At 34.6% G+C, this 22,316-nt stretch carries 23 protein-coding genes and 4 pseudogenes; 7 read left to right on the top strand and 20 right to left on the bottom strand.

The window, feature by feature from the left end; genetic code table 11:
- Positions 1–242: 242 nt before the first annotated feature.
- From AC3WJF_RS20970 to AC3WJF_RS20930, 9 genes and pseudogenes are all read right to left on the bottom strand, one after another.
- Positions 243–590, bottom strand: coding sequence for a VOC family protein (locus tag AC3WJF_RS20970; RefSeq protein WP_492455687.1), 348 nt, complete (start codon positions 588–590; stop codon positions 243–245).
- 411 nt (positions 591–1,001) lie between these two features.
- Entirely contained in the window at positions 1,002–1,337 is a 336-nt protein-coding gene (locus AC3WJF_RS20965; protein WP_492455685.1) for a DUF6054 family protein, read from the bottom strand.
- A 464-nt stretch (positions 1,338–1,801) separates the two neighbouring features.
- The gene (locus AC3WJF_RS20960) at positions 1,802–2,248 is read right to left on the bottom strand and encodes a DUF4275 family protein (protein WP_492455683.1); all 447 of its coding nucleotides are present in this window, start codon (positions 2,246–2,248) and stop codon (positions 1,802–1,804) included.
- 80 nt (positions 2,249–2,328) lie between these two features.
- Positions 2,329–2,799, bottom strand: a complete 471-nt coding sequence (locus tag AC3WJF_RS20955; protein ID WP_492455681.1) for a stage III sporulation protein AH — start codon at positions 2,797–2,799, stop codon at positions 2,329–2,331.
- 189 nt (positions 2,800–2,988) lie between these two features.
- Positions 2,989–3,609, bottom strand: coding sequence for an HAD family hydrolase (locus tag AC3WJF_RS20950; RefSeq protein ID WP_492455679.1), 621 nt, complete (start codon positions 3,607–3,609; stop codon positions 2,989–2,991).
- A 58-nt stretch (positions 3,610–3,667) separates the two neighbouring features.
- Positions 3,668–4,615, bottom strand: a complete 948-nt coding sequence (locus tag AC3WJF_RS20945; protein ID WP_492455677.1) for a LacI family DNA-binding transcriptional regulator — start codon at positions 4,613–4,615, stop codon at positions 3,668–3,670.
- 36 nt (positions 4,616–4,651) lie between these two features.
- Positions 4,652–4,957, bottom strand: coding sequence for a hypothetical protein (locus AC3WJF_RS20940; RefSeq protein ID WP_492455675.1), 306 nt, complete (start codon positions 4,955–4,957; stop codon positions 4,652–4,654).
- Positions 4,958–5,199: 242 nt separating this feature from the next.
- Positions 5,200–5,391 (bottom strand): annotated as a pseudogene (locus AC3WJF_RS20935) (SDR family oxidoreductase); the annotation flags it as partial.
- Positions 5,392–5,419: 28 nt separating this feature from the next.
- Positions 5,420–6,304, bottom strand: a complete 885-nt coding sequence (locus tag AC3WJF_RS20930) for a LysR family transcriptional regulator (protein ID WP_492455673.1) — start codon at positions 6,302–6,304, stop codon at positions 5,420–5,422.
- 133 nt (positions 6,305–6,437) lie between these two features.
- Between AC3WJF_RS20930 and AC3WJF_RS20925 the strand changes: the two genes are divergently transcribed.
- The 3 genes from AC3WJF_RS20925 to AC3WJF_RS20915 all read left to right on the top strand — a co-directional run bounded on the left by AC3WJF_RS20925 (position 6,438) and on the right by AC3WJF_RS20915 (position 10,488).
- Complete coding sequence (locus tag AC3WJF_RS20925; protein WP_492455671.1) at positions 6,438–7,628, top strand: coenzyme F420-0:L-glutamate ligase; 1,191 nt, start codon at positions 6,438–6,440, stop codon at positions 7,626–7,628.
- A 773-nt stretch (positions 7,629–8,401) separates the two neighbouring features.
- Positions 8,402–9,475, top strand: a complete 1,074-nt coding sequence (rsgA, locus tag AC3WJF_RS20920) for a ribosome small subunit-dependent GTPase A (protein WP_492455669.1) — start codon at positions 8,402–8,404, stop codon at positions 9,473–9,475.
- Positions 9,472–10,488 (top strand): phosphotransferase, encoded by a 1,017-nt coding sequence (locus AC3WJF_RS20915; RefSeq protein WP_492455668.1) that lies wholly within the window; start codon positions 9,472–9,474, stop codon positions 10,486–10,488. Before rsgA ends, AC3WJF_RS20915 begins: the two co-directional genes overlap by 4 nt.
- 801 nt (positions 10,489–11,289) lie before the next feature.
- Here AC3WJF_RS20915 and AC3WJF_RS20910 read toward each other — a convergent pair.
- Entirely contained in the window at positions 11,290–12,177 is an 888-nt protein-coding gene (locus AC3WJF_RS20910) for a M15 family metallopeptidase (protein WP_492455666.1), read from the bottom strand.
- Between the two features lie 315 nt (positions 12,178–12,492).
- Here AC3WJF_RS20910 and bla point away from each other — a divergent pair, with 315 nt between their 5' ends.
- Positions 12,493–13,362, top strand: a complete 870-nt coding sequence (gene bla, locus AC3WJF_RS20905) for a subclass B1 metallo-beta-lactamase (protein WP_492455664.1) — start codon at positions 12,493–12,495, stop codon at positions 13,360–13,362.
- 230 nt (positions 13,363–13,592) lie between these two features.
- Positions 13,593–14,396 (top strand): hypothetical protein, encoded by an 804-nt coding sequence (locus AC3WJF_RS20900; protein ID WP_492455662.1) that lies wholly within the window; start codon positions 13,593–13,595, stop codon positions 14,394–14,396.
- A gap of 371 nt (positions 14,397–14,767) precedes the next feature.
- On the opposite strand, the pseudogene AC3WJF_RS20895 reads toward AC3WJF_RS20900, so the two are convergent.
- From AC3WJF_RS20895 to AC3WJF_RS20875, 5 genes and pseudogenes are all read right to left on the bottom strand, one after another.
- Positions 14,768–15,100: pseudogene (locus tag AC3WJF_RS20895) on the bottom strand (ArsR/SmtB family transcription factor).
- Between the two features lie 107 nt (positions 15,101–15,207).
- On the bottom strand, positions 15,208–15,435 hold the full coding sequence (locus tag AC3WJF_RS20890) for a hypothetical protein (RefSeq protein ID WP_492455660.1): 228 nt from the start codon (positions 15,433–15,435) through the stop codon (positions 15,208–15,210).
- A gap of 233 nt (positions 15,436–15,668) precedes the next feature.
- Positions 15,669–16,169: a hypothetical protein gene (locus AC3WJF_RS20885; protein WP_492455658.1), complete on the bottom strand. Its 501-nt coding sequence runs from the start codon at positions 16,167–16,169 to the stop codon at positions 15,669–15,671.
- Between the two features lie 1,345 nt (positions 16,170–17,514).
- Positions 17,515–17,715 carry a cold-shock protein gene (locus AC3WJF_RS20880; protein ID WP_057775982.1) on the bottom strand — a complete coding sequence of 67 codons (201 nt, stop codon included), beginning with the start codon at positions 17,713–17,715 and terminating at the stop codon, positions 17,515–17,517.
- Positions 17,716–17,920: 205 nt separating this feature from the next.
- Positions 17,921–18,130: a hypothetical protein gene (locus tag AC3WJF_RS20875; RefSeq protein WP_492455656.1), complete on the bottom strand. Its 210-nt coding sequence runs from the start codon at positions 18,128–18,130 to the stop codon at positions 17,921–17,923.
- Positions 18,131–18,291: 161 nt separating this feature from the next.
- Here AC3WJF_RS20875 and AC3WJF_RS20870 point away from each other — a divergent pair, with 161 nt between their 5' ends.
- The gene (locus AC3WJF_RS20870; RefSeq protein WP_492455655.1) at positions 18,292–18,738 is read left to right on the top strand and encodes a hypothetical protein; all 447 of its coding nucleotides are present in this window, start codon (positions 18,292–18,294) and stop codon (positions 18,736–18,738) included.
- Between the two features lie 457 nt (positions 18,739–19,195).
- On the opposite strand, the gene AC3WJF_RS20865 is transcribed toward AC3WJF_RS20870, so the two are convergent.
- From AC3WJF_RS20865 to AC3WJF_RS20845, 5 genes and pseudogenes are all read right to left on the bottom strand, one after another.
- Positions 19,196–19,741 carry a hypothetical protein gene (locus AC3WJF_RS20865; protein WP_492455653.1) on the bottom strand — a complete coding sequence of 182 codons (546 nt, stop codon included), beginning with the start codon at positions 19,739–19,741 and terminating at the stop codon, positions 19,196–19,198.
- Between the two features lie 279 nt (positions 19,742–20,020).
- A pseudogene (locus tag AC3WJF_RS20860) lies at positions 20,021–20,240 on the bottom strand (helix-turn-helix transcriptional regulator).
- Positions 20,233–20,439 (bottom strand): annotated as a pseudogene (locus tag AC3WJF_RS20855) (bifunctional NADH-specific enoyl-ACP reductase/trans-2-enoyl-CoA reductase); the annotation flags it as partial. The pseudogenes AC3WJF_RS20855 and AC3WJF_RS20860, both read right to left, overlap by 8 nt.
- 202 nt (positions 20,440–20,641) lie before the next feature.
- Positions 20,642–21,181, bottom strand: coding sequence for a GNAT family N-acetyltransferase (locus AC3WJF_RS20850; protein WP_492455651.1), 540 nt, complete (start codon positions 21,179–21,181; stop codon positions 20,642–20,644).
- A 155-nt stretch (positions 21,182–21,336) separates the two neighbouring features.
- On the bottom strand, positions 21,337–21,822 hold the full coding sequence (locus tag AC3WJF_RS20845) for a hypothetical protein (RefSeq protein WP_492455649.1): 486 nt from the start codon (positions 21,820–21,822) through the stop codon (positions 21,337–21,339).
- Positions 21,823–21,891: 69 nt separating this feature from the next.
- On the opposite strand from AC3WJF_RS20845, the gene AC3WJF_RS20840 reads away from it, so the two are divergent.
- Entirely contained in the window at positions 21,892–22,143 is a 252-nt protein-coding gene (locus AC3WJF_RS20840; protein ID WP_492455689.1) for a helix-turn-helix domain-containing protein, read from the top strand.
- The last annotated feature ends 173 nt before the right edge of the window (positions 22,144–22,316 follow it).

The raw sequence follows: 22,316 nt of genomic DNA, 5'->3' as shown, positions 1-22,316 counted from the left end.
GCCGTTACCTCGATATAAAGGTAAGGGAAAATCCCTTACTTTTATATCGAGGCCAGCAAGCGAAGGCGCGGTAGGGAATTGTTAAAAATCTCAATTTGATTTGTCCATTTTCTTGACATAGTATCAAAATTCTTCTTGAACAAAACTGCTCTGTTAGTGGAACAAGAAAAAGGAGCAGCAACTACAACTCCTTTTTCGCTAAAACCCCATCTATTCAACAAAATATGAATAATTACAACCCGTTATTTCTCCCATAGCTCAATCAGTCTACCTTCAGGATCTTTAATCCAAATAAACTTACCAAATTCACTTATCTGTTGTTCCTTTTCAAGAGGTACACCAATTTGTTCAAGATGCTTAATAGTCTCGTTTAGATCATATACTTGGAAATTTAACATCACTTGCTGTTCGGTTGGGAAGTAAGGGTCATCTTCAGTAAAGAAAGAAAAGATAGTTTCATTTTCTGAATGGGGTTTAATAATAGTCCCATTCCAATTATCTATTTCAATCTTCAATACTTCACTGTACCATTTTTTTATAGCATCTAGATTTTTAGTCCTCCAAAATATTCCCCCGACACCTTTTATCATAATAAACTCGCTCCTTTCTCTAATTTCTTTAATTTCTCGATTAAATAAGATATTCAAGAAGTAATAACAATTTCCTGCTTCGATAGTTGAATAGTCTTCTCCGTTTCAATTTCGAGAATCCAGTCAATAATTCCTTTAAAAAAGGAAATTTTTATGGAGATATGTATTTTGTTATTATCATAAGCATGGAAAAGGTATGAATCGGGCAAACGAATTGACGGATTCACATAACAAACATTAAAAGCATATCAGCTTCAAGTTAAATTACATATGGGTCATATTGGAGATGTACGCCGCTCCTTCAAGCCTTGTACCCGTTAATTTAGGTTCATCTTTACACAATTAAGTAGTGGTTCGCAATGAAATATACTTGCATTATGAGGAAACTGCGACTAAAAATAAAATTTAGTATTATTCTATTTGTTCTATACTTTTTTGCACAATTGCCACCATATCCTCTTCTGCGCCAAGACTAAAGTTTAAAAAAACACCTTGACCCCCACCAGCACCAATTGCTGAAATAAAAATATCACTGTTATGACCTACTACAGTAAGGCTCAAACTTGCTCTGTTTCCATTTCTCATAAAGTATTTATCATAAACTCGAACTGCTATTTTAGTATCTCCAATAGTGTAGTTGCTTTCATCGACTAATTTCATACTTACTCCACTATTACCAATATCGTTTTCCAATAAATTAACCACTTCCTCAAATTCACCAATAATTGTATTTTCATACTTTGCCATGAGTACCTCATCCTATCCCATAATAATTTTTACTCTTATAATACGTATGTTCATTATCCTCGGTTTCTTGTATGGAAATATTTTATTGAATATTAATTAACCCTACTTTTTTTCGATATAAAAAAAAGCTATTCTCCTTTTGGAAGAATAGCACCTGTTAGCTAAATAATAAATCACTTTGTTTTGACTTTTTTACCCCAAAAAACAAGACCTGAAGAGAGTCCTAATGCCACTGAAAAGGGTGTAATGATGTTTAGATTATGTTTAAAAATAGCGTTAGATATTAAACCTACCATAAAGAAAACTAAAAAATTCAGAAAAAACTTATATAATGGTTTCATTACTTTGTATCTCCTAAAGAAAAATCTTTCATATACATTTATTATTCTATGCTTGAATTACGAAATCCTTCTTTAAGTGAACTGACGATTCAACAGCATCCTTTGTTAAAGTAATGCCTCCCGTTACTTGAAGAAAACTGGATCTAAAACCGGTTGATAAAAATAAGGTCCCTCTTCCTCTTCATGGGTTTGGATATACGTCCAAGAAAAATCTTTATCGACCACATAAACATCATGTGTATATCCTTCAATTCCATTAATGATGTCGTCGGATTTTAAACTGCTGGCATTTTCAAGAATTATTGCATTCTTATATTCTTGATAAAAAATATAGCACTCATCTTTCATAATTGAATCGAATGCATTTCTTGCCCTTCCCCCCTTTTTACACGAAAGAACTTTACTACTAAATACATGCCATAGGCAACGACCATAATCAATTTGTCGTTTTTGATTCTTAGAAAGATCTTTGGTAAATGCTTCTCCCCATCGCTTTCGAAGTTCTTGTCCTTTATTTTTTAACTCGATACAATTGATGCCTTTATCTTTCAACAAATCCAACTGCTCCATTTCTAGCCCTCTTTTGCTTTCTCTTAATTTAATAAATGCACCCGTCTGCTGAATATGACAAACGATGATGATTCTATTGATTAACTCTGATCGATCCTTATTTTTAATCCCTTAATATTAGAAATCCGCCTAATCATATCCTCACTATTCGGAAAATGTTCAGGAAAAATACAACACTCTCCTTCGTGTGATGATGTAGCTAACCAAACCTTTCCTTCTTTATAAAAAGATAGGTCTTCCGGCAATTCTGGTGATACCCAATCAAAAAGTGACTTTGATAGCTCTTTTAAAGTTTCTTTCGCTTTTTCCGTTGTATAATAGTAATAGACAAAAGCTGTTGAATCTAATAACTTTGTGCTTGCCCATTCAGATTCTTCCTTCAATGAACTCTCTAATTTTTTTAAAAATGACTTATAGTGCTCCATTGCAAGTTCTACGTCATCCATCATATCTTTTCGTAAAACTAACTGAAAAGAATCGCAAATTTCAAAAGATAACTCCAATAAATCGCTATACACTTTTCCTTCTGGGTTTTTTTCTAATATTATCATCCATAAACTCCCCTTTTTTTGGTACCTCTTACTCCTTCTTCAAGTTACCTGGCCAGTTTACTTAATATCTTCAACAAAAAAAGCGTTAATCCTTCTTCGATCAACGCCACCGTTAGTTCAATTTGAGTGTATATTAATATTTTTCAATTCTCGTTGTGTATCCCGTTCCCATATTCTTTTAAACAACTACTAGATTAGTTTTAAAAGATCCTTTGGCTCATTTAATATGTAGTCAGCTTCTTCAAATCCTTTTAATGTTTTACTTCCCCATGAGGCGAGTGCAAATTTGACTCCAGCACTTTTGGCACATTGTAAATCATAAATAGAATCACCTATATATATAGCGCTTTTTTTATCTTCTGCTAAGTTTTTCAAACAAGTTAAGAGAGGTTCTGGATGAGGTTTATGATTTTCCGTATGTGATGCCGTTATGATTTCAGAAAAATAGTCATTTAATCCATACTGATCGAATTCATTTATCATTTCTTGATTTGTTTTGGAAGTAACAATCCCTAGCCTAATTTGTTTACTTACCAATTGATTAACGACTTCTTCTACTTGTTCAAATACCTTTATATCATCCATATATGAAATCATGACATCTGACCATATAGATAGAATTCTTTCAATATCTGATATATTTAGTTTCCTTAATGCATCTTTTCCGGGGATGCCTAAAACAAACGTTAATTCTTCTTTTTCATATTCAAGGTTTACTTCTTCTTTAAGCGTACGTTGCAATGATTTTAAAATGGCTTCCTCCGTATCAAGAATGGTTCCGTCTATGTCAAATATAACAGTAGTAAACATAATAAGATTCCTCCTAGTTTTCTAGCTAAATACAAAAATTAATTAGGCAAAAGGGGATTCATACTGAATCTCTTTCCACAATATGATATGGTATTTTCACTTTTTCTCTTGATTTCTGTATCACTAGGCTACAAGCTTGTTCACCGACTTTCGTTAACTGGTGATCAACTGTAGTTAGTCCCAAGCCGATTCCAACTGGTTGATTTTCTTGACCAATAATCGCTAAATCGGCAGGAACCTTCATTTGTTGCGACTTAGCATATAAATACATACCACAAGCCACTTCATCTCCATTCGCATAAATGGCTGTTGGTTTTTCGGGCAGCTGCAAGAATTGTTGCGCCGCTTCAAATCCGTCTTCTAAGCATTGGCAATCTGAAATATGATACCCAGGTGGAAATTCACCGAAAATCTCATGATAAGCATCAATCATTTGCTTCGTACTATGACTTTCTCGTCTAGCTGTTGTGAAAGCTACCTTACTATGCCCTTTGTTTTTTAATAATTGAAAGGTATCTAGAAATGAAGAATACCGATCCATATAAGAACAACCAATTTCCGTGTGCTTAGTATATTCACAAGATATGATGGAACCGTAATCGCTAAACGGAATAATCGTTTCCCAATCATTCGATCTTGAAGTAATAATGATGCCGTCAAACAGCTTGCTTTTTAATTTTTGCAAGTATTCCATTTCCTTTTCTTTACTATATTTTGAAGGAAGTACTGTTATCAAAAAATCATTTTCTAAAGCCTTATTTAGAATACCGTTTAATAGCTGATCGAATGCAGGGTTGTTGTTATATGGGAGAATAACGCCTATCGTTCTTGTTTCTCCGCGAATTAAATCAATCGCATTTTTATTTGGCGTATATTTCGTTTCTTCAATGACTTTTAATACAGACTCTCTTTTATCGCTAGCAACATACTTAAAGTTGTTAAGGACTCTAGAAACAGTAGAGACGGATACACCTGCTAATTTAGCAATATCATGAATATTTGTCATAACATAGCTCCTACATATATTTAAAATCAAGGAAACCTACGCATTCACACTTAATTGTTGAAATGCATTCATAAAATTAAGGAGGTTCCCATTGTATGTCCATATTACCTTAATCCTATGTTTTCCTACAATGAGTGAAGAATGACCGATATTTCTCATTTCTTCTTCAAACCATAAAGATTCCTCCACATTTATTAGTCTATTACTTACTAACCATATTCTTTTGTTGGTTAAATGCAAATCTCCAAAGTAGAGATTTTGAATTCCATCAAAGCTTTCAAATAATCCGGTAACGGTAGATAGTATTCTTTCATCTTGTTGCAGAGTAATTTTTCTATTCATCTTTCTTCCTCCTTTAGTTGAAAATAAGCTTACTTTCACTCTAATTTATGAAATGCATTTCAAGTCAAGGGGAAAAATTAATACTTTTTTAATAGCAACTACACTCAAGCAGAATAAATTTTGGTAAAGAACTAATGGTATACATCGTTAAAGTTAGTTAAATAAGAAAAGCCGCCAAAATGGCGACCAATTTTTTAACTCAAACACCCTATTTAGTTGCTAACCAACTAATTTCTATCATTTTAACTTCGATAAAATCCACCTTCAGAATGGATAACCTGTCCAGTTATCCAATTTGCATCTTCACTAGCAAGAAATGCTATAATGCGCGCAGCATCTTCCGGCAGTCCAATACGTCCCATTAAGAATTTAGGTTGAAGATATTTTCTTATATCATCCGTCATCCAATTAGAATCTGTTGGACCTGGGTTTACTGGTGCATCTAAATGAGTTCTTACTGCTTCAAACTATATTTATACTTTCTACAAACTTCTTCACAGCACGCGATAACGGAACATTTTTTAAATAGCATATGCCAATACTCCTTTTTGGGATTTCCTCTTCTAGCCTTATCTCGTATAAATCTCCTCTTTCTAAATAATCCCTTGAAAACTCTTTTATGACACAAGAAATACCTAAATTTATTTTTGTAAATTCTAAAACTAAATCATATGATCCAAGTTCAAACACTGGTGAAACATGAAAGCCCCTTTTTTTAAGGAAATTTTCTACAAACATTCGTGAATTCGATTTCTTTTCTAAAAAAATTAGTGGCATTCTCATTAAATAATCTAAACTAACCGGTTTATTCGTTAATTTTTTAAATTTTTCTCCACAGACAAAAATATCCTGAATCTCCTTACACGGTATAACTTGAAGGTGGTCGTCATAAATTGGCAAATTACATATCCCCACATCTGCCTTTCCGGATTTAATAAAATCACAGATTTCTGTTGTGGTTCCATTTAATATATTCAATTTGATTCCGGGGTATTTTGCATGAAATTCCTCCAAATAAGGTAATAAAAAATAGCGAGAGATAGTATCGCCAACCCCAATACGTAATTGTCCTGTCTTTAATGTTTTAAATTCTAATATTTTTTCTTCTCCGACGTTGATCATTCCTAAAGCTGAATTAATATGCTCATTTAATAATTCCCCTTCATTTGTCAATATTATGCCCTTTGATGATCGATAGAAAAGTTGTATTTCTAATTCATTCTCAAGCTTCATAATAGCTTGACTGACCGCAGATTGTGTCATATATAATTCCTGTGCTGCTTTAGAAAAACTTTTATTTCGGCTAACGACATTAAATATACGATATAAATCCAATTTCCCAATCATATAAGCTCCCCTTATATAGGATATAATATATATTAACTTCACTTATATCACTTTAGAAAGGTATAGTAAACATATAGTGTTTGAACATAAGTACTTTTTATATAAAGTGTACTCGATTAGAGGAGAGATTAATTTGACAAGAGCTGTTGGAACAGTAGTTCGCGGACTTCGCGGTCCCATCATCAACCAAGGAGATAATATCGAACAAATCGTAGTTGATACAGTAATAAATGCAGCAAAAAGCGAAGGATTTTCGATAGAAGATCGTGACATAGTAACTATAACTGAATCTATTGTCGCCCGTGCGCAAGGAAACTATGCGACAATTGATGATATAGCAACGGATATTAAAGCAAAATTCGGTGACGAAACAATTGGTATCATTTTTCCGATTCTTAGCCGTAATCGATTCGCAAACTGCTTACAAGGTATAGCCAAAGGGGCAAAGAGTGTAGTCTTAATGTTAAGCTATCCATCTGATGAAGTCGGGAACCACCTTGTAGACATCGATGAACTAGACGAAAAAGGCATTAATCCATGGACAGATGTATTATCTGAAGCTGATTTCCGTGAACATTTTGGTTTTATCCAACATCCATTTACAGGTGTTGATTACATCGAATACTATAAATCCCTAGTTCAGGCTGAAGGTATAACTTGCGAGGTTATTTTCTCAAACAATCCAAAAACCATTTTAGACTATACAAAGAATGTATTAACGTGTGATATTCACTCACGGTTCAGAACAAAACGAATCTTAACAAACAATGGTGCCGAAAAAGTATATGGACTTGATGATATTCTTTCAAAATCAATCAATGGCAGCGGCTTTAATGAAGCTTATGGTCTACTTGGATCAAATAAAGCAACAGAAGACAGCGTAAAACTATTTCCAAACAACTGTCAACCAATCGTTGATGGGATTCAAGCAAAAATCAAAGAAGTATCAGGTAAAACTGTTGAAGTAATGGTTTATGGTGATGGTGCGTTCAAAGATCCAAGCGGGAAGATTTGGGAGCTTGCAGATCCAGTAGTGTCACCTGCTTACACCATAGGACTTAATGGCACTCCAAACGAAGTGAAATTAAAATACTTGGCAGATAACAACTTCTCTCATCTTCGTGGAGAAGAGTTAAAACAGGCTATTTCTGAATACATCGAGACTAAAAAAGAAGACCTAATTGGTGCAATGGAAGCACAAGGTACTACACCTCGTAAACTAACGGACCTAATTGGATCATTATCTGATTTGACTTCGGGTAGTGGAGACAAAGGAACACCAATGGTATATATTCAAGGTTACTTCGATAACTACACAAAATAAATCAATACAAATAGGATGTCATCCATGGACATCCTTTTCTACTTTCATACCCCACACTGTAAGACAAGTTTAATTTGCCTGCTTTAGTAGCTCGTAAGATCAATGAAAATTGCAAATTATGCTGTATTATTAACTTTTTACCTTACCTCTCCTTACTTGTAGACTAAATATACCTGACAGGAAATGTAGCTCAGGTTTTTCAAAAGTCTCTACAGAAAGAACATACGTTCCTATTCTTAGTGTTTAAGTAAACTTGGTCTGCACCAACTGATCCAATAGAATCAATGCTCCTGACGGTCTTTCATTACGCCGAGTCAAAGAACAGGTCGTCATCGACGCCGTTTCCTTCAAACAATTGAGGAGACACTCACGCTGACTTATGATGCTCGCCAGTTTTTTATCAACGACAGGTTCGATGGAGCTGGCCGACACAATCTGCGCTGTCAGGTATTGATTCTTTTTCCAAAATAAGTTATTCTATAGACAGCTTAGCGATAAGCAAGTTCCTGACACGAAGGGAGATGTTTTTTAATGGCGACTACTTATATGGTGGTTTGGTCTTAAAACTGAATAGTAGGCATACGCGAAAAAACGCCCGTGTTATTTGGTATGCCATTCAAAGTAACCTTTCGTGAATATTGCTGTTTGCAGGATACGATGAAGGTCGTATCTTTTTTGCGTCCTGATGCCGCGCGACAGCAGCTTCTTTAGAGGCTGCTTGTCCGTGGCATTTTTGCGTCCAAAAAACAACATTAAAGGAGCTAACAAAAACCATGATTAATTTGAAAACCTATGGCTACACAGAAATAGAAGCAATACCCGACGGATTATTGCCTGGCAGAGTGACGGAGCTTCGGCGCGAGCGCTTCACGGTCGTGACCGAGCGCGGCGAAGTAACGGCGGTACTCAAAGGAACGTTCTATCACAGCGCGGAAACGCGTGTAGACTTTCCGTGTGTCGGTGACTTTGTCTTGCTGCACTACAACGAGAGCGGAGATTCTCTCATCGTTACGGTACTGCCCCGCCGATCTAAATTCTCACGCGCGGATTACTCAGGGCATGCCGCAGGCTACGCCAAAACCATACGGGAACAGGTCGTTGCAACCAACTTTGACTATGTGTTCATCCTCTCTTCTCTGAATTGGGATTTCAACGTCTCACGTATCATGCGGTACCTGACACAAGCCAGGCAGAGCGGCGGCCAGCCGGTTGTCATTTTGACCAAGGCTGATCTCGTTGAAGACTATAATCTCCCGCTCGCAGAAGTCACACAAAGCATCCCTGATGTTCCGGTTCACGCGATCTGCAGTCATACTGGCCAGGGGCTAAACGAACTCGATCCCTACTTGATGCCTGGTAAAACAGTCGTCTTTCTCGGCATGTCCGGCGTCGGTAAATCGTCTCTGCTCAATGCGTTGATGGAACAGGACGTAATGAAGGTTCAGGCGATCAGGGAGGTCGACAGCCGTGGGCGGCATACGACAACGCACCGTCAGTTGTTCATGCTCCCCTCCGGTACGATGGTCATCGATACGCCGGGTATGCGTGAGCTTGGGCTATTTGATGCGGATGAAGGCATACGCGCGAGCTTTACCGATGTGGAGGAATGGTTCCTGCAATGCCGATTTACGGATTGCCGCCATAAGGCCGAGCCGGGCTGTGCCGTTCTCGCCGCTCTTGCCGACGGTTCGTTGCCGCTTGAACGGTGGGAGCAATATGTTGCCCAGCAGCATGAGAAGAAGTATGTCCAGGACAAAACGAGCTACCTCATCGACAAGAGGGCTCGAAACAAAACAATCGCCATGCGGAGCAAGCAAATGAAGAAAAACGGGGGATGGAAGAAATGATTATTAAATTAGAAACGCTGATCTATGCCTTAAGCCGACGGTTCAAGAAGGATATCATCTCTGCCGACTGCCAAACCATGCCGTTACAGGGCGGAACTGTGGGAAATGTGTACCTAGTAACGGGGATCGCCGAAACCGCAGATAGTGAAAAATTGCCGTACCGTATCGTGCTGAAAATCCAGAAGAAATGGGAGCGTTACGGAGATCCGGGTTCATGGCGCCGGGAATATGATCTCTATGCATCCGACTTGGGAGCGACGTTCTCGGATGCCTTCCGCTGGCCGACATGTTATCACGCCGAGATCAATGCCGAAGAAAATGAATTCCAGCTGTGGCTGGAATATATCGATGGCGTCACCGGTTTAGACTTGACCGGTGACATGTATGAACAAGTCGCGCTGGAGTTAGGACGCTACCAAGGCAAACTGTATACGGAGCGGCCCGCTGTGCTGCAGAGTCTGAACAACCTGAGCCATGCAGATCTCATGAAGAATACGTATCTGCATTACCGGTCATGGCCGGTCGTCTACAATTATATACGCTCGGAAGACTGCGAATTGCCGCAGCACGTGCGGCAAATGCTCATTGACATCGATAAGCACGCAGACGAGATACTCGCCCGCATCGAAAGACTGCCCCTTGTGCTATGCCACCGGGACTTCTGGGTGACCAACCTGATCTATGCTGACGGGAAAATCGCGCTCATCGATTGGGACACATCCGGATGGGGTTACTTGGGAGAGGATCTCGCAAGCCTGATTGCGGATGAAGCGGATATCGATCACATGGTCGAATACTACCAGCGATGCGTCCCCGCGTATTATAAAGGCTTTTCGGAGTATGCGGATGTATCCCATATCGCTTATCATTGCGTCTATGAGATGATCCTTCTCGTATTCGGGTACAGGCTTGTGGAAGGGTACCTCCACACAGAGGACGATGACGAGAAGACAAAGCATGTCCTTACTCTCCAAAAAATCTATGAAATGAAGACCATCCCTGTGCAGGGTTGACTCTAAAAAGAAACTCCAAAAACCCTAGAATGTAGTGGGTTTTTGGAGTTTCTTTCATTACACCCACTCGATCGTCGCCGGGGGTTGCTCGTGAAGTCGTAGACGCCGCAGGGCATTCCAGTCGGTGAATCAACAGAGGAATTGACAAACGTTTGTGGCGTCACATCAGATGCTACATGCGTCGAGTAACTCAACAAATTAAGCCGCGATCTGCAAATTTAGCATTGCCGCTTCTACATTCAGTTCAATTCTCTGCTTTACCACTAGCGATGATACGGTTCCCCACTATTAATGCTAAATTACATCCTCAATAATCTAGCCCTTTAACGGAACAATTTATTGTCACTTAACAGTCCCTCAATCGTTCTTTCAATCCAGATGTTCTTTTACTTTTCACTCTAAAAATACCCCTTCGGCTTCTCTCGGATTTTGATGCCCTTACTAACACTATTGGCTGGAGGATTGATAAACGGATTAGACTAATCATTGCAGCACAATTTATGACTAGTAAATACTAAACAATTTCATGTAGCATCTGATTATATAAAAAACTTTGGCAGCACTTCAATAAGTTTCGATATATTATTATCACCATTCCCAAGAAAACATTCAGCCCCGAGTCTTACTGGGTTTTGGAGGATTATCAGAATCTGAAATTGAAAAAGGAATTCGTTTCTTTAAAAGAATCATGGGACTTATAGGAAAATGGTATCTTAGTTAGCTGATAGAGACTTAAATTGTACGTTACCATCATAAGAAACAGCAAAATCAAAAGAAATGTATGTTGAAGAAGTTGGATCATTAATTTGTTATGGTCACAATTACGCCATCCACATTGTTCCCTGAAATTTCTATCTCATGCTTTTTAGGTACCGTGATAGAAATATTTTTAGAAACTGGGTAATAAGCTATGGTATATTGTTTTCCGTCGACTGATGTCGAGATTTCTTTCTGTTTTTTTATGTATGCCAAATACTCTTCAAGAGTAAAGTTTTTTTCGTACATAATCTGGCTATGAGGGAGACCAACATAGCGGATGTGCCAAGGCTCATATTGAATTCCTGTAATATCTGCTTTATCAGGCGGATAACGTAAAATAAATCCATATTTCCATGAATTTTCCTGAATCCATTTGCCTTCAGGAGCTCGTTCCATCTTTTGTTGCGTTGACCCTACATCAAGAGAAAGGCCCAGATTATGTTCACTATATCCTGCTGGTAAAGCATAATCAGATCCCATACTTTTATAGAGGGATTCCTGCTCTTCAAAACCACGGTAACCACTATTAATGATAAAGTGATTCACCCCATCTTTTTCAGCTGCTTGGATCATTTCGGAAAATTTATGATCGATATCCTCTGATAAATAAATTGTACCGTTAAGCGCAAATCCGTTTACCAAGTCTTTACGATTATTCAAATGAACTATATCTGATTTTACACTATCTTTATGAACAGGATGTTGAGAGTTTACTAACAATAGATTGCCTTGATAAACCTGTTTTTTAGAAATGTTAATTCGTTCAGAAGAACTGTTATCGATGGATTTCCTATTATTATCGGAAGAACCTTTTTCAATAGTTTCCCTATTATAAGATGAATCCCTTTTACCTTGATCAAATGGTCCCCATTTCATAATAAAAATGACGAGGCACATAATCAAAATCAAGTAAAAACCCCATTTTTTCATTCATTACTTCCTCCAAAAAATTAAGATGTACCTAGAATACCTCATACTTTTTAAATAAATTTAGGATTATTATTAAATTTTTCTTAAGAAGTAGATGAAATGCTTTGTTTTGATTTATTAGTTTTCGAATCTTGAATATCTTAGGAATGACTGAACGGCCTGCAATAAACAAATCTTTCGAACTGCTGCCATCCTTTCATATAATAGCTATTCTGTAATGCAAAATAAGAAATTGTTATTTTTTTATTACCGTCATGTGATTGAAAGTAGAAGCCTCCCGCTCTAAAATGACATAGGAAAGGGAGGAACTTTAACATGCATACAACTGTACTCAATCATAAAGACTTTTTACTGTTATTAAGCTTTATATTGATGGTTGGAGCGTTAGTATTTTCCGGAATATCGATTAAAGTTTATGCAGCAAATATAAGTAAAAGAAATGAAAAGGCTATAAGAAGGACCAATAAAAGAGCCATTAGCAATAAAGATGGTTCTGTTCAGTTAACTAAAATAAATAATAAAATCTGGGTACATACCACTTATACTAAAATTGATGGTTATTCGGTATCGGCCAATGGATTACTTATCCGATCATCCAAAGGTCTTTATCTAGTAGATGCGACCTGGAATGATCGATTGGCAAATAAGTTATTAAAACTAATCAAACAAAATTTCCACCAAAAAGTGAAAGGGGCCATTATTACCCATCACAAGATTGACCGAGTTGGCGGAATCAGGGCTTTGATAAGGGCTAAAATCCCCGTTGAAAGCACATCCCTTGTTGCGAAAATGACAAAAGCGGCAGGTTATCCAGAACCTAAGCCAACCTTGGATCATCACCCCGTCCGGAAACTTGGAAAAACGATTGTCGAAACATATTATCCGGGTGAGGCACATACGAAAGATAATATTACGGTTTGGTTGCCTCAATATAAGATTTTATTTGGGGACATGTTTTTTGCACTGGAACAACTAAACGTAGATAACATCGATGAAGCAAATATGGGAGCGTGGCCATTTACGATACAAAATTTGATGAATAAGTATCCTGATGCTAAAATGGTTATTCCTGGCCATTATCATTGGGGCGATTTTTCACTCCTTCCATATACATTAGATAACTTGAAAGCTTATCAATTATCTCATCAAATGTATTCTAGTCAGTATGAAAAAGAAATCATTTAAAAGGATCCATATTTCTTTTATGTAAAAAATCGTACTGTGCCTACAACATTTCACGTGAACGGCATACCGAAAAATGCTGACAGAAGTAATAAAAACAGGTTATCTGATTGTCGCATTATTGTTAATTCATTTAATAGATAGGTGAAAGTTATAAAAAACACGAGGGATTTCTATCTGAATTCCTTAGTGTTGTGTTTTTTTTAAAGTTTTAAAGATTAAGAGGAGGAGCAATGAAAAAAAGTGGAAAAATAATATTAATACTAGCAATCATTCTTCTTTTTATCATCGTAGGGTACTTCGTTTTTACGCAAAAACAGCCCAAACCACATACTGATGTAAAAGTAAAAAAAAAGCAGCCTCCTGTCCATACAGTTCTGCAAAAGGAACGTATTCCTGTTACAACAAAAGATGGCAATTCCTTATTAGTTCATACGGGGCAAAAAGTTCAGCAAAAAGGATGGGCTACATTTACATTAAAAAATATCTACACCGTTCAAAAACACTTTGTCATTTCTAATATGGACATATATATAAAACAAATAAAATGGATTGAATTGACCGATTTAACGGACAAGGCAAAAGAGTATCTATCTTCCTATACTGGAACCACTCTTCAATCTCTATTTCATGAAGGATATAAGGCTAACAGCTTACAGGAAGCAAATGAAATTATAGATCGTTCCAAATGGAAAATCGATAAAAGTGTTGGCTATTTAGATATTACATACACAATAAAAAATAGAAATAAAAACGAAGTACAATTTTTTAGTATGGTGACTGTATTTGGGAATGATTTTTATTTATACGTTCCTTCCCAAAACTTTATTGCCTCTGAAGACACTTTTATGGGGACAAATGACGCCTCTCGTATCGATTACCATCCTGGCGAATTACGGAATGGAGAAATAGGATTGATCTTGGGAGATAAACTTCCATCCATCCCAAATGAAATTCACTTTAAAACAGCTCCATTATTAGATGGAGAATCGCATGAACTTATCCATAAAGACGAGACATTTATAATAAAAATATAATAATTTTTCATAATGGCTGTTACTAGATAATCGAGAAGTAGGGGGTGACTAACCCCCTACTTCTCACACCACCATACGTCCATTCGGTATACAGCGGTTCAATTACTCAAGCGGGCTCCACGGGATTTACCATTCCCTTCCTCAAGTGAGGTACTATGTTTTCTGTATCCATCTTCAGCACCTTAATTGGCTGGAAATTAGTAAACTATAACGGAATTGGAAAGCTCAGAATAGTATTTCTTATTCAAGCTGTTATTCTTGGGCTATTTTATGTTTCCTCGAGTTCGATTGTATGGGGATTGATTAACATATCATTCATTGCCCATGTTGTTTACACTATGAACTCAACTATCCAATTGTATTTTATTGATTTAGCTGATACACTCCTCCTCTAAATAGCGATTTAAGGCAACCATTTTGTATGTCCAGAATTGTTGATAATAAGATACCCAATCTTGAATTTCCCGCAGTGGAACAGGATTGATTCTATAACCTGTCTCTCATCCTACTTTTCAAGATAAGACCAGATGGGCATCCTTCAGTACCGATAAATGTTTGGATACTGCTGTTCGACCTATTGGAAATTGAACCTTCAACTTGTGCAGGTACAATTCTTTTTTGCATCACTAAATAGACGAATCAAATTTTCGACGGGTTGATGCTACCGCAAAATAAATATCTCGTGTTTGACTTTTATTAGTCAAAACCACCTTTCCCATCACAAACGACACCAAAGTTATTTGAAGGTCTGGCGGATTTTGTCGTTTATCTACCCGTTAATTCAAGAAAATTCTTTAAATATCATTCATACTTATTGGGTAAAAAGGGATAAAATTAATGCTATAAGAACTAAAAACGAACCTAATAACATCGCACCTGCACCGATTACATTTTGCCTTAAACGCTTGTTTATTTTATTCTTTGTATCAATTGGTTGTTCTTTTTTTACTAATTTATTAATAGACCTTTTTTGATATAAGAAACCTAATATTCCCAGAATCGCCCCTACGATATTTATAGAAAATATTAAAATTAACATTTTCCCCTCCAAACTAAGGTTTTATATGGAAACCCTACCCTAAATAAAAGCACCCATTAGTGAAGAAATAAAGAAAATAAAGCAATACGATAGGATGTATTTCCAAAAGGTTAAGCTTTTCCTTCTTCATCTTAACTGTCTCGTTGAATATCATTTATTTAAAAACTGAAATATCCGTTAAGATTGAAAAGAAATAAGATCGTTTTTTTAACATTTATAACTACAAAAATAAGCTATTTACTTCTTAATATTAACTTTTGTGTTTTGACATCATATATTTTATAACTGACCCCAAACTTATGGTCTTTTGTAACTGTCACCTCACAATAATAAGGGATTGACTTTCCATAAGCATCAAGTGCTGGAATATCTCTGAAGCTAAATATTTCATCTGTATCTAGCATATTAAAGTTCGCTTCAGAAGAACGACCTGATGAATCTATTTCGATAACACATTTACCACTTACGACATCATATTCCTTTAGCACAACATATTTAAGGCTCGGGAGAGTAATTGCTAAAAGTAAAACACCAATTAATAACCTTACAAGAATTTTACTTACATTTAAAATTGTGTATTTTTTTTCATTAAACATAGCAATAAAGTTAAATACTGCCACTATTATTAACAAAACCCCAATAATTAACATTGCATAATACATTAACATTTTTTCACTTCCTTTAACAATTAAATGGTATACCTCTTCTTCCACTAAACTACTCAAATAGTTCAATAAGAAAAGCCACCGAAATTGCAGCTGGAACTTAGATTCTTGCACCCGTTAATTACAGAAGTTACAAACAATAAATCTATCATTTATTTCTGCTTTTCAAATTAATAAGTAATCAGGTTATTTAAAATAAATTCCATTAAAACACGCCTTTTCCCTCTTGTATTATCGAACTCTTTAATTCAAGACCAAAAACTATTCATATATAAACAAAGCAAGAAGTCCCAAGATTACTATAAAGCCTATTCTAAATATAATCATTTCCTTTGTAGTAACTCCTATCTTGTTATCTGCAAACTGGAAGTACATAACAAGGAATAAATAGCCAAACATAGTCAATGCATATCCAACTGTATCATGCATGAATAACAGATATAAACCTCAGTACGGATAATCCTATGAGTATAAGACCTGAATAACCTATTACCAAATGCAAATACTTTTTCTTTCTTTCTTCGTTCAATTTCTCTCCTCTCTACTTTCACTAAATTGCCTCTTTAGTACAATAATTTCAACAAAAAAAAGCATTAATCCTTCTTGGATTAATACACCATATAGTTTAATAATTTTTTAGTTCTTTTTTATCTGAAGTATTTTCAATAACGCTTCCAATCATCTGGAACTAGCAACCATAACCCAGGCACTACACACTTATTGCCTCTAATATAATCGGTAGGAGTATATCTGAAGGGGTTGTTAAGCAAATTCTTTATTGCATTTATTGTTTGCAAATTTAATGAATATATCGAGTGCTTATCATATGAATTTAAATTTGAATTTACTCTTTCTTTATCTGCCTTTTGAAAGTAGATTTCAATTTATTTTCGTTATTTCATTAGAATTTTTTCAAAAAAAAAAGGATTTTAAAAACACACGTAACAAATCTACGTAAAAGATATGAACTTATATTATAAGGAGTGCTTCTAAATATGGATGAAGTTGAAAGAAAAAACAGATTCAAAACGGTACTAATGGTTCATTCAAATTGGAAAAATAAATAATTGTTAAATAAATTAAAGTAGATTTCCAGATTCGGAAGTTGACTTTTTTGATTTTCTATAATGAATGGTGTCATAATTGTTAATTATAGGATCGGCGCCGAATATAATATGATTGCAATTGTTGTTGGCAGCGATAATACGAAATTTTATAGATTGAAAAACCTATTTTTAGCAAATACTTTCAGTTGAGATGACGGAAATTAGAAATCCTTCAGATTATATGTTACAATGTGTTTACCATTTTACTGTTTTCATGTTCCCTACTCATTAGTGAGTAGGGATTTTTGTTTTTCACGAGAACTAAAAAAAGACTCTATAAAAGAGTCTTTCTAAGTTTGGCATTATAATTAAGCTTTATGAACGTTAGCTGCTTGTGCTCCACGTTGACCTTGCTCAACATCAAAAGTCACTTCTTGACCTTCTTCTAATGTTTTGTAGCCTTCGCCTTGGATAGCTGAGAAATGAACGAATACGTCTTCTCCACCTTCACGTTCGATGAAACCGAAACCTTTTTCGCCATTAAACCATTTTACTTTACCTTTTTCCATGTTTGTTGCCTCCTAGTGTGTTAGCACACCAATATATTACTATCCTTGCTCTCAGTGATCATCAAGACGAAAAGTTTTTACTTATACTATCCTTTACACCGAACAAAAATAATTCATTTTAAGAATAGCATTTTTAAATATTATTTGCAAGAATACCTTATTCTTCGACTAAACTTCTCATTAGCATAATAAGACATATTCTTAATTATTTTACCAATTTAACAAAATGCGATTCTAATGCTATAAAATGTGGCATCCATCCGTCCGAATTTTCGTTTCCAATATCATTATTATTTACACAAACCTTGTTTATACCGTCATAACCACAACAACCATTTAGTATACTTTCATCTGAGAGATAGTATGAATTAATTATGGATCCTTTTGTTCTAATATCTTCTTCACCATTATCCATAAAAAAAAACCGCATAAAAAAATTGGGAGTTTTGATATATTTTAATTTATTTATTTTTCGTTATTTCAAATAGAATTTTTTCGAAAAAAAAGGATTTTAAAACACACATAACTAATCTACATAAAAGATATAAACTTATATTTTAAGGAGTGCTTCTAACTATGGATGGAGTTGAAAGAAACAAACGACTTAAAACGAGACTAATTTTAGCGTTTGCTGTTATTGTTTTGGTTATATTATTTACTTTCCCAAATATTCTAAGTTTGTGTAACAAAATTTATGTTCACAAGACGAAGGAACAATCAACTGTTACTAAAATATTAACGATGGACGAATTTCGTCAGCTTATAAATAAGCAAGAGGATGTACTTGCTGGTAGCTATGATCATTGGTATGAATGGAAAACTCAATGGCTATTTAAAGAAATTAGACAGGCAACAGGGACTATATTGGATGACTATTATAATATGATGGGACACCCTGAATATGATTCAGTAAAGATTAAATATAAAGAAACTAAGTACAAAGAGGATGGAAAAACTGTTGAGTATATGAGTGAAAGTAAAATAATTCAGGTTCATTCAAAAAATGGTTGGAAAAATAAATAATTGCTAAATAAATTAAAATAGGTTTCCAGATTCGGAAGTTGACTTTTTTGATTTTCTATAACGAACGGTGTCATAATTATTTATTATAGGATCGGCGACGAAGATAATATGACAGCAATTGTTGTTGGCTATTACAATACGTTAGATGGTAAGTTTCATAAGCTTGAAGAATCTTAAAATACTTTATTTGAAACGATTCGATGCGAATTTAATCTTCGTAAAAAAAGAGTTGTCTAATTTAAACCTATTTGTAGGTCTAATGGACATCTCTTCTTTATTTATTAATTATCTGACAAAGCACCATTTGTTAGTTGAATATGATTAACCATGAACGCACCGCTTTAGGAATATAGGCTTCACCATTTTCGTTTAGTGATGAAAAGTCATCCAATTTCCACATTACACACTTGGCAAATTATCTTCATAAGTAAGTACACTCAAAATTACTGTAATAGGATTATTGGGTTTGAGAAAGTTCACAGAACGTCTTAAACATATTAAAACTATTTGTAAAAGCAGATTCCAGATTATGAAACTCGGTGTTTATCGTACTTCTCGATTCAAACCTGTTATTTTTCATTTCTATAATAAAAGCTTCAAGTGACAATAAGTTTTTAATATTATCAACTAAACATTGTCTTTGTTCACTTGCATAGTCATTTTGTGCAATTAAATATAGTGAATTGTTTTTGGCTTCATTAACATCAAATAAGATGGAATCAATCGCATTTTCATCCATTTCTACTGAATCTTTATTGACTAACCAATCTTGTTCGTAAAGTGAAAGAATATATTGTGAACGGTCTTTTGATAAGGTTTTACTGTAAGTTTCCTTAAAATCCTTTAAATTTTTAACATATTGTTCTGTAACAATTTGATCAGGTGTGTATGTAACACTTTTATATACACTAAAAAACGAATAAGGATAAAACCAAGTCATGATAAGAATAAAAATTACAATCAAACTCACCAAACTTAAAATGATGCCTTTTACTTTTGTCAAAGCTATTCCCCCATGTTCTATACATAAAATAACAAATTTTCATTAACTAATTTCAAACTTTGCCATGATTACCTCATCATATTCAATAATAATTCTTGCTCTATATAATACGATTGTCCGTTATCCTCGGTTTCTTGTATTGATTTATTTTATTAAATATTCATTACCCTACACTTTATTTCGATAAGAAAAAGCTATTCCCTTCTGGAAGAATAGCCACCCGTTAGCACAATAAGGAACTAGCTTATTAGCTGGATTAATATAAAAATATGTGGTTCATTAAAAATAAAATATGTCTTCAAACTTTGTATCTAATGCAATACATAAAATTAAAGCCAACTTAGCGGAAAGATTAAATTGTCCGGTTTCAATTGCAGTTATAGTTTTTCTGGAGACACCTACTTGGGAAGCTAGTTTTTGTTGAGATATTTTTTCTTCGGCTCTTGCCACTTTCAATTTATTTTAAAATAAGTTTTTCATTATCAATATATTTACTCATTACTAAACTCTTTTAACACCGAGTAGTGGGTAGTACCAGTATAAGAATCGACTTTCTTCCCAGCAGTTAAACAATATACAACCAGATCCACTTTTTCTAAATCTTGACGTATGAGATCTATTGTCTCTTTCTTGTTGTCATGAGAAAAAGCTTCTGCGATTGCCAACTCTTTCGGTGCAGTTGTATTATACCAACCTGGGGAAGCAGTACGTAGTTCAGTTCATGGTTTTCCGGAGTAAATTCACGTCATGTTCGCTTCCGTTCCAAATGCAGAAACGATTCGGGCTGCAAGACCAAATCGGTGGATTTCTTGAACCATACGGTCAAGAAACTACAGAAGCAAAGTTTTTTAAGGGAATGCCCCCGCTTAAATATCGTTTTTCATAAACTTGCTATTTCTATCAATCTGGTAGTCTTTTGTTTCGCAAAACAGTTATAAATCCATTCAAGATATTATGGCTGACAGCAAAACCTTTACGTTTATAAAATTCTAAAGCCTCATCATTGCCATTTGATACAAAAATAAAATAATCCTCAATATCATCAAATTGGGTCAACCAATTCATGGACATATCAAAAAGCATTGTACCAATACCATATCGTCTATATTCTTCTTTAATATAAAACTGGGATAAACACCCTACATTGTTCCTATGTATGGAAGAAAGGTCGAAAAAAGTTGCGAAATTATTTGAGTAGGCTTCTTTAGGAGAGATGTTTGAATATGCATAACCAACTATTTTGTCTCCATCTTTTCCAACCACGATTTGATTGTATAATGCATTATTTATAGAAGGAAGCATTCTTGTCTCAAAATTCATAGTATCAAACAATTCTGGTGTAATTTTTGCCTTTGATTTTTGAAAGGCCATTAGTTCATTACACAACTCTTTACAATAGTAAGCTTTTTCAATTGGTATAATTTCATAATGTATTTTCATTTTTTCACTCCATTTAATATTATACTAATAATTATTTATTTCATCATCAGGACAATAAATAGCAAATAAATCAAACGGGTCCCATTCTATGTTTTATTTTTAGAATCCTGCTTTGGCTTACCTCTCATTTGAGAGGGACTTTTGTTATAAAAAAGTTAGCGGCTACCTCTACTTAATTTATAAATTGAGTAAGCGTCAGATGTTCCTAAAAAACTAGATTTATAAGGGATAATATTGAGTATAAAAATAACTAAGTTGTAAACAGCAAAATCAGAGATTAAATCATTTAAATCAGCATTTATGCTATGATTTAGTAAAAATAAGTATGTAATTAAGGATAAAATAAATGAAAATATCAGCCCACCTAGTAAAGCGGATACGATTTTAAACTTAGTCATTTCATCAGCATTATTTTTATAAAAACATGCACTGTTATAACCCCATTTAATATAAAAATGAACTCTTCCGACTTGAAAACTTTTTTTATTATTTAATAGACTTTTTTTGCTCCATCCAGAATAGATTTCTACAATCACATCTTTAGTAGAAACTAAAATAAATATTGCTTTACCAATCTCATGCAAGACCACGCAAATAGGTACTAATATTAGGATTGATAATAAAGTAAATAGTAATGACATATAACACCTCCATTTTTATATAACATATTATAAATTACTTCTATAACTTGATGTAAAAAAGTTAAAAATATTGAAATCATTTTAGATATTAAGTTAAACAAAATAATAAAAAAGCCCTTCTCATTAGAGAGGGATAACCGCCCGAAAGCACCTTCAGATAACGGAAATACAGCTTTAAAAATGTATAGATCAAAAGATTATTCAATTAACGGAATTGTCAAAGCATCTGGAATAAGCCAAACAAGTCTTTATAGATATATCAATCAAGAAAAGGAAAAAAAAATAATGTCAATTATCATTCCTTCTTCACCAAAATTATAAAAATCAATACAGAAATTAATGAAATTATCGACAAGGAAACTGTGATGAATAAATCACTAAATAATAAAGATGTTAAAACATCAAATAAAATTACTCTGATGTTAGTCTAAAAAATGGACACAGTAAATTGGGAGAAACAAGCTTATAATAGTATCTAACAATTTATGATCGGG

This window comes from Heyndrickxia sp. FW510-T9, assembly GCF_058781025.1.
Note: the sequence above shows the minus strand (reverse complement) of the source record. Positions and strands in the feature narration are given on the sequence as shown.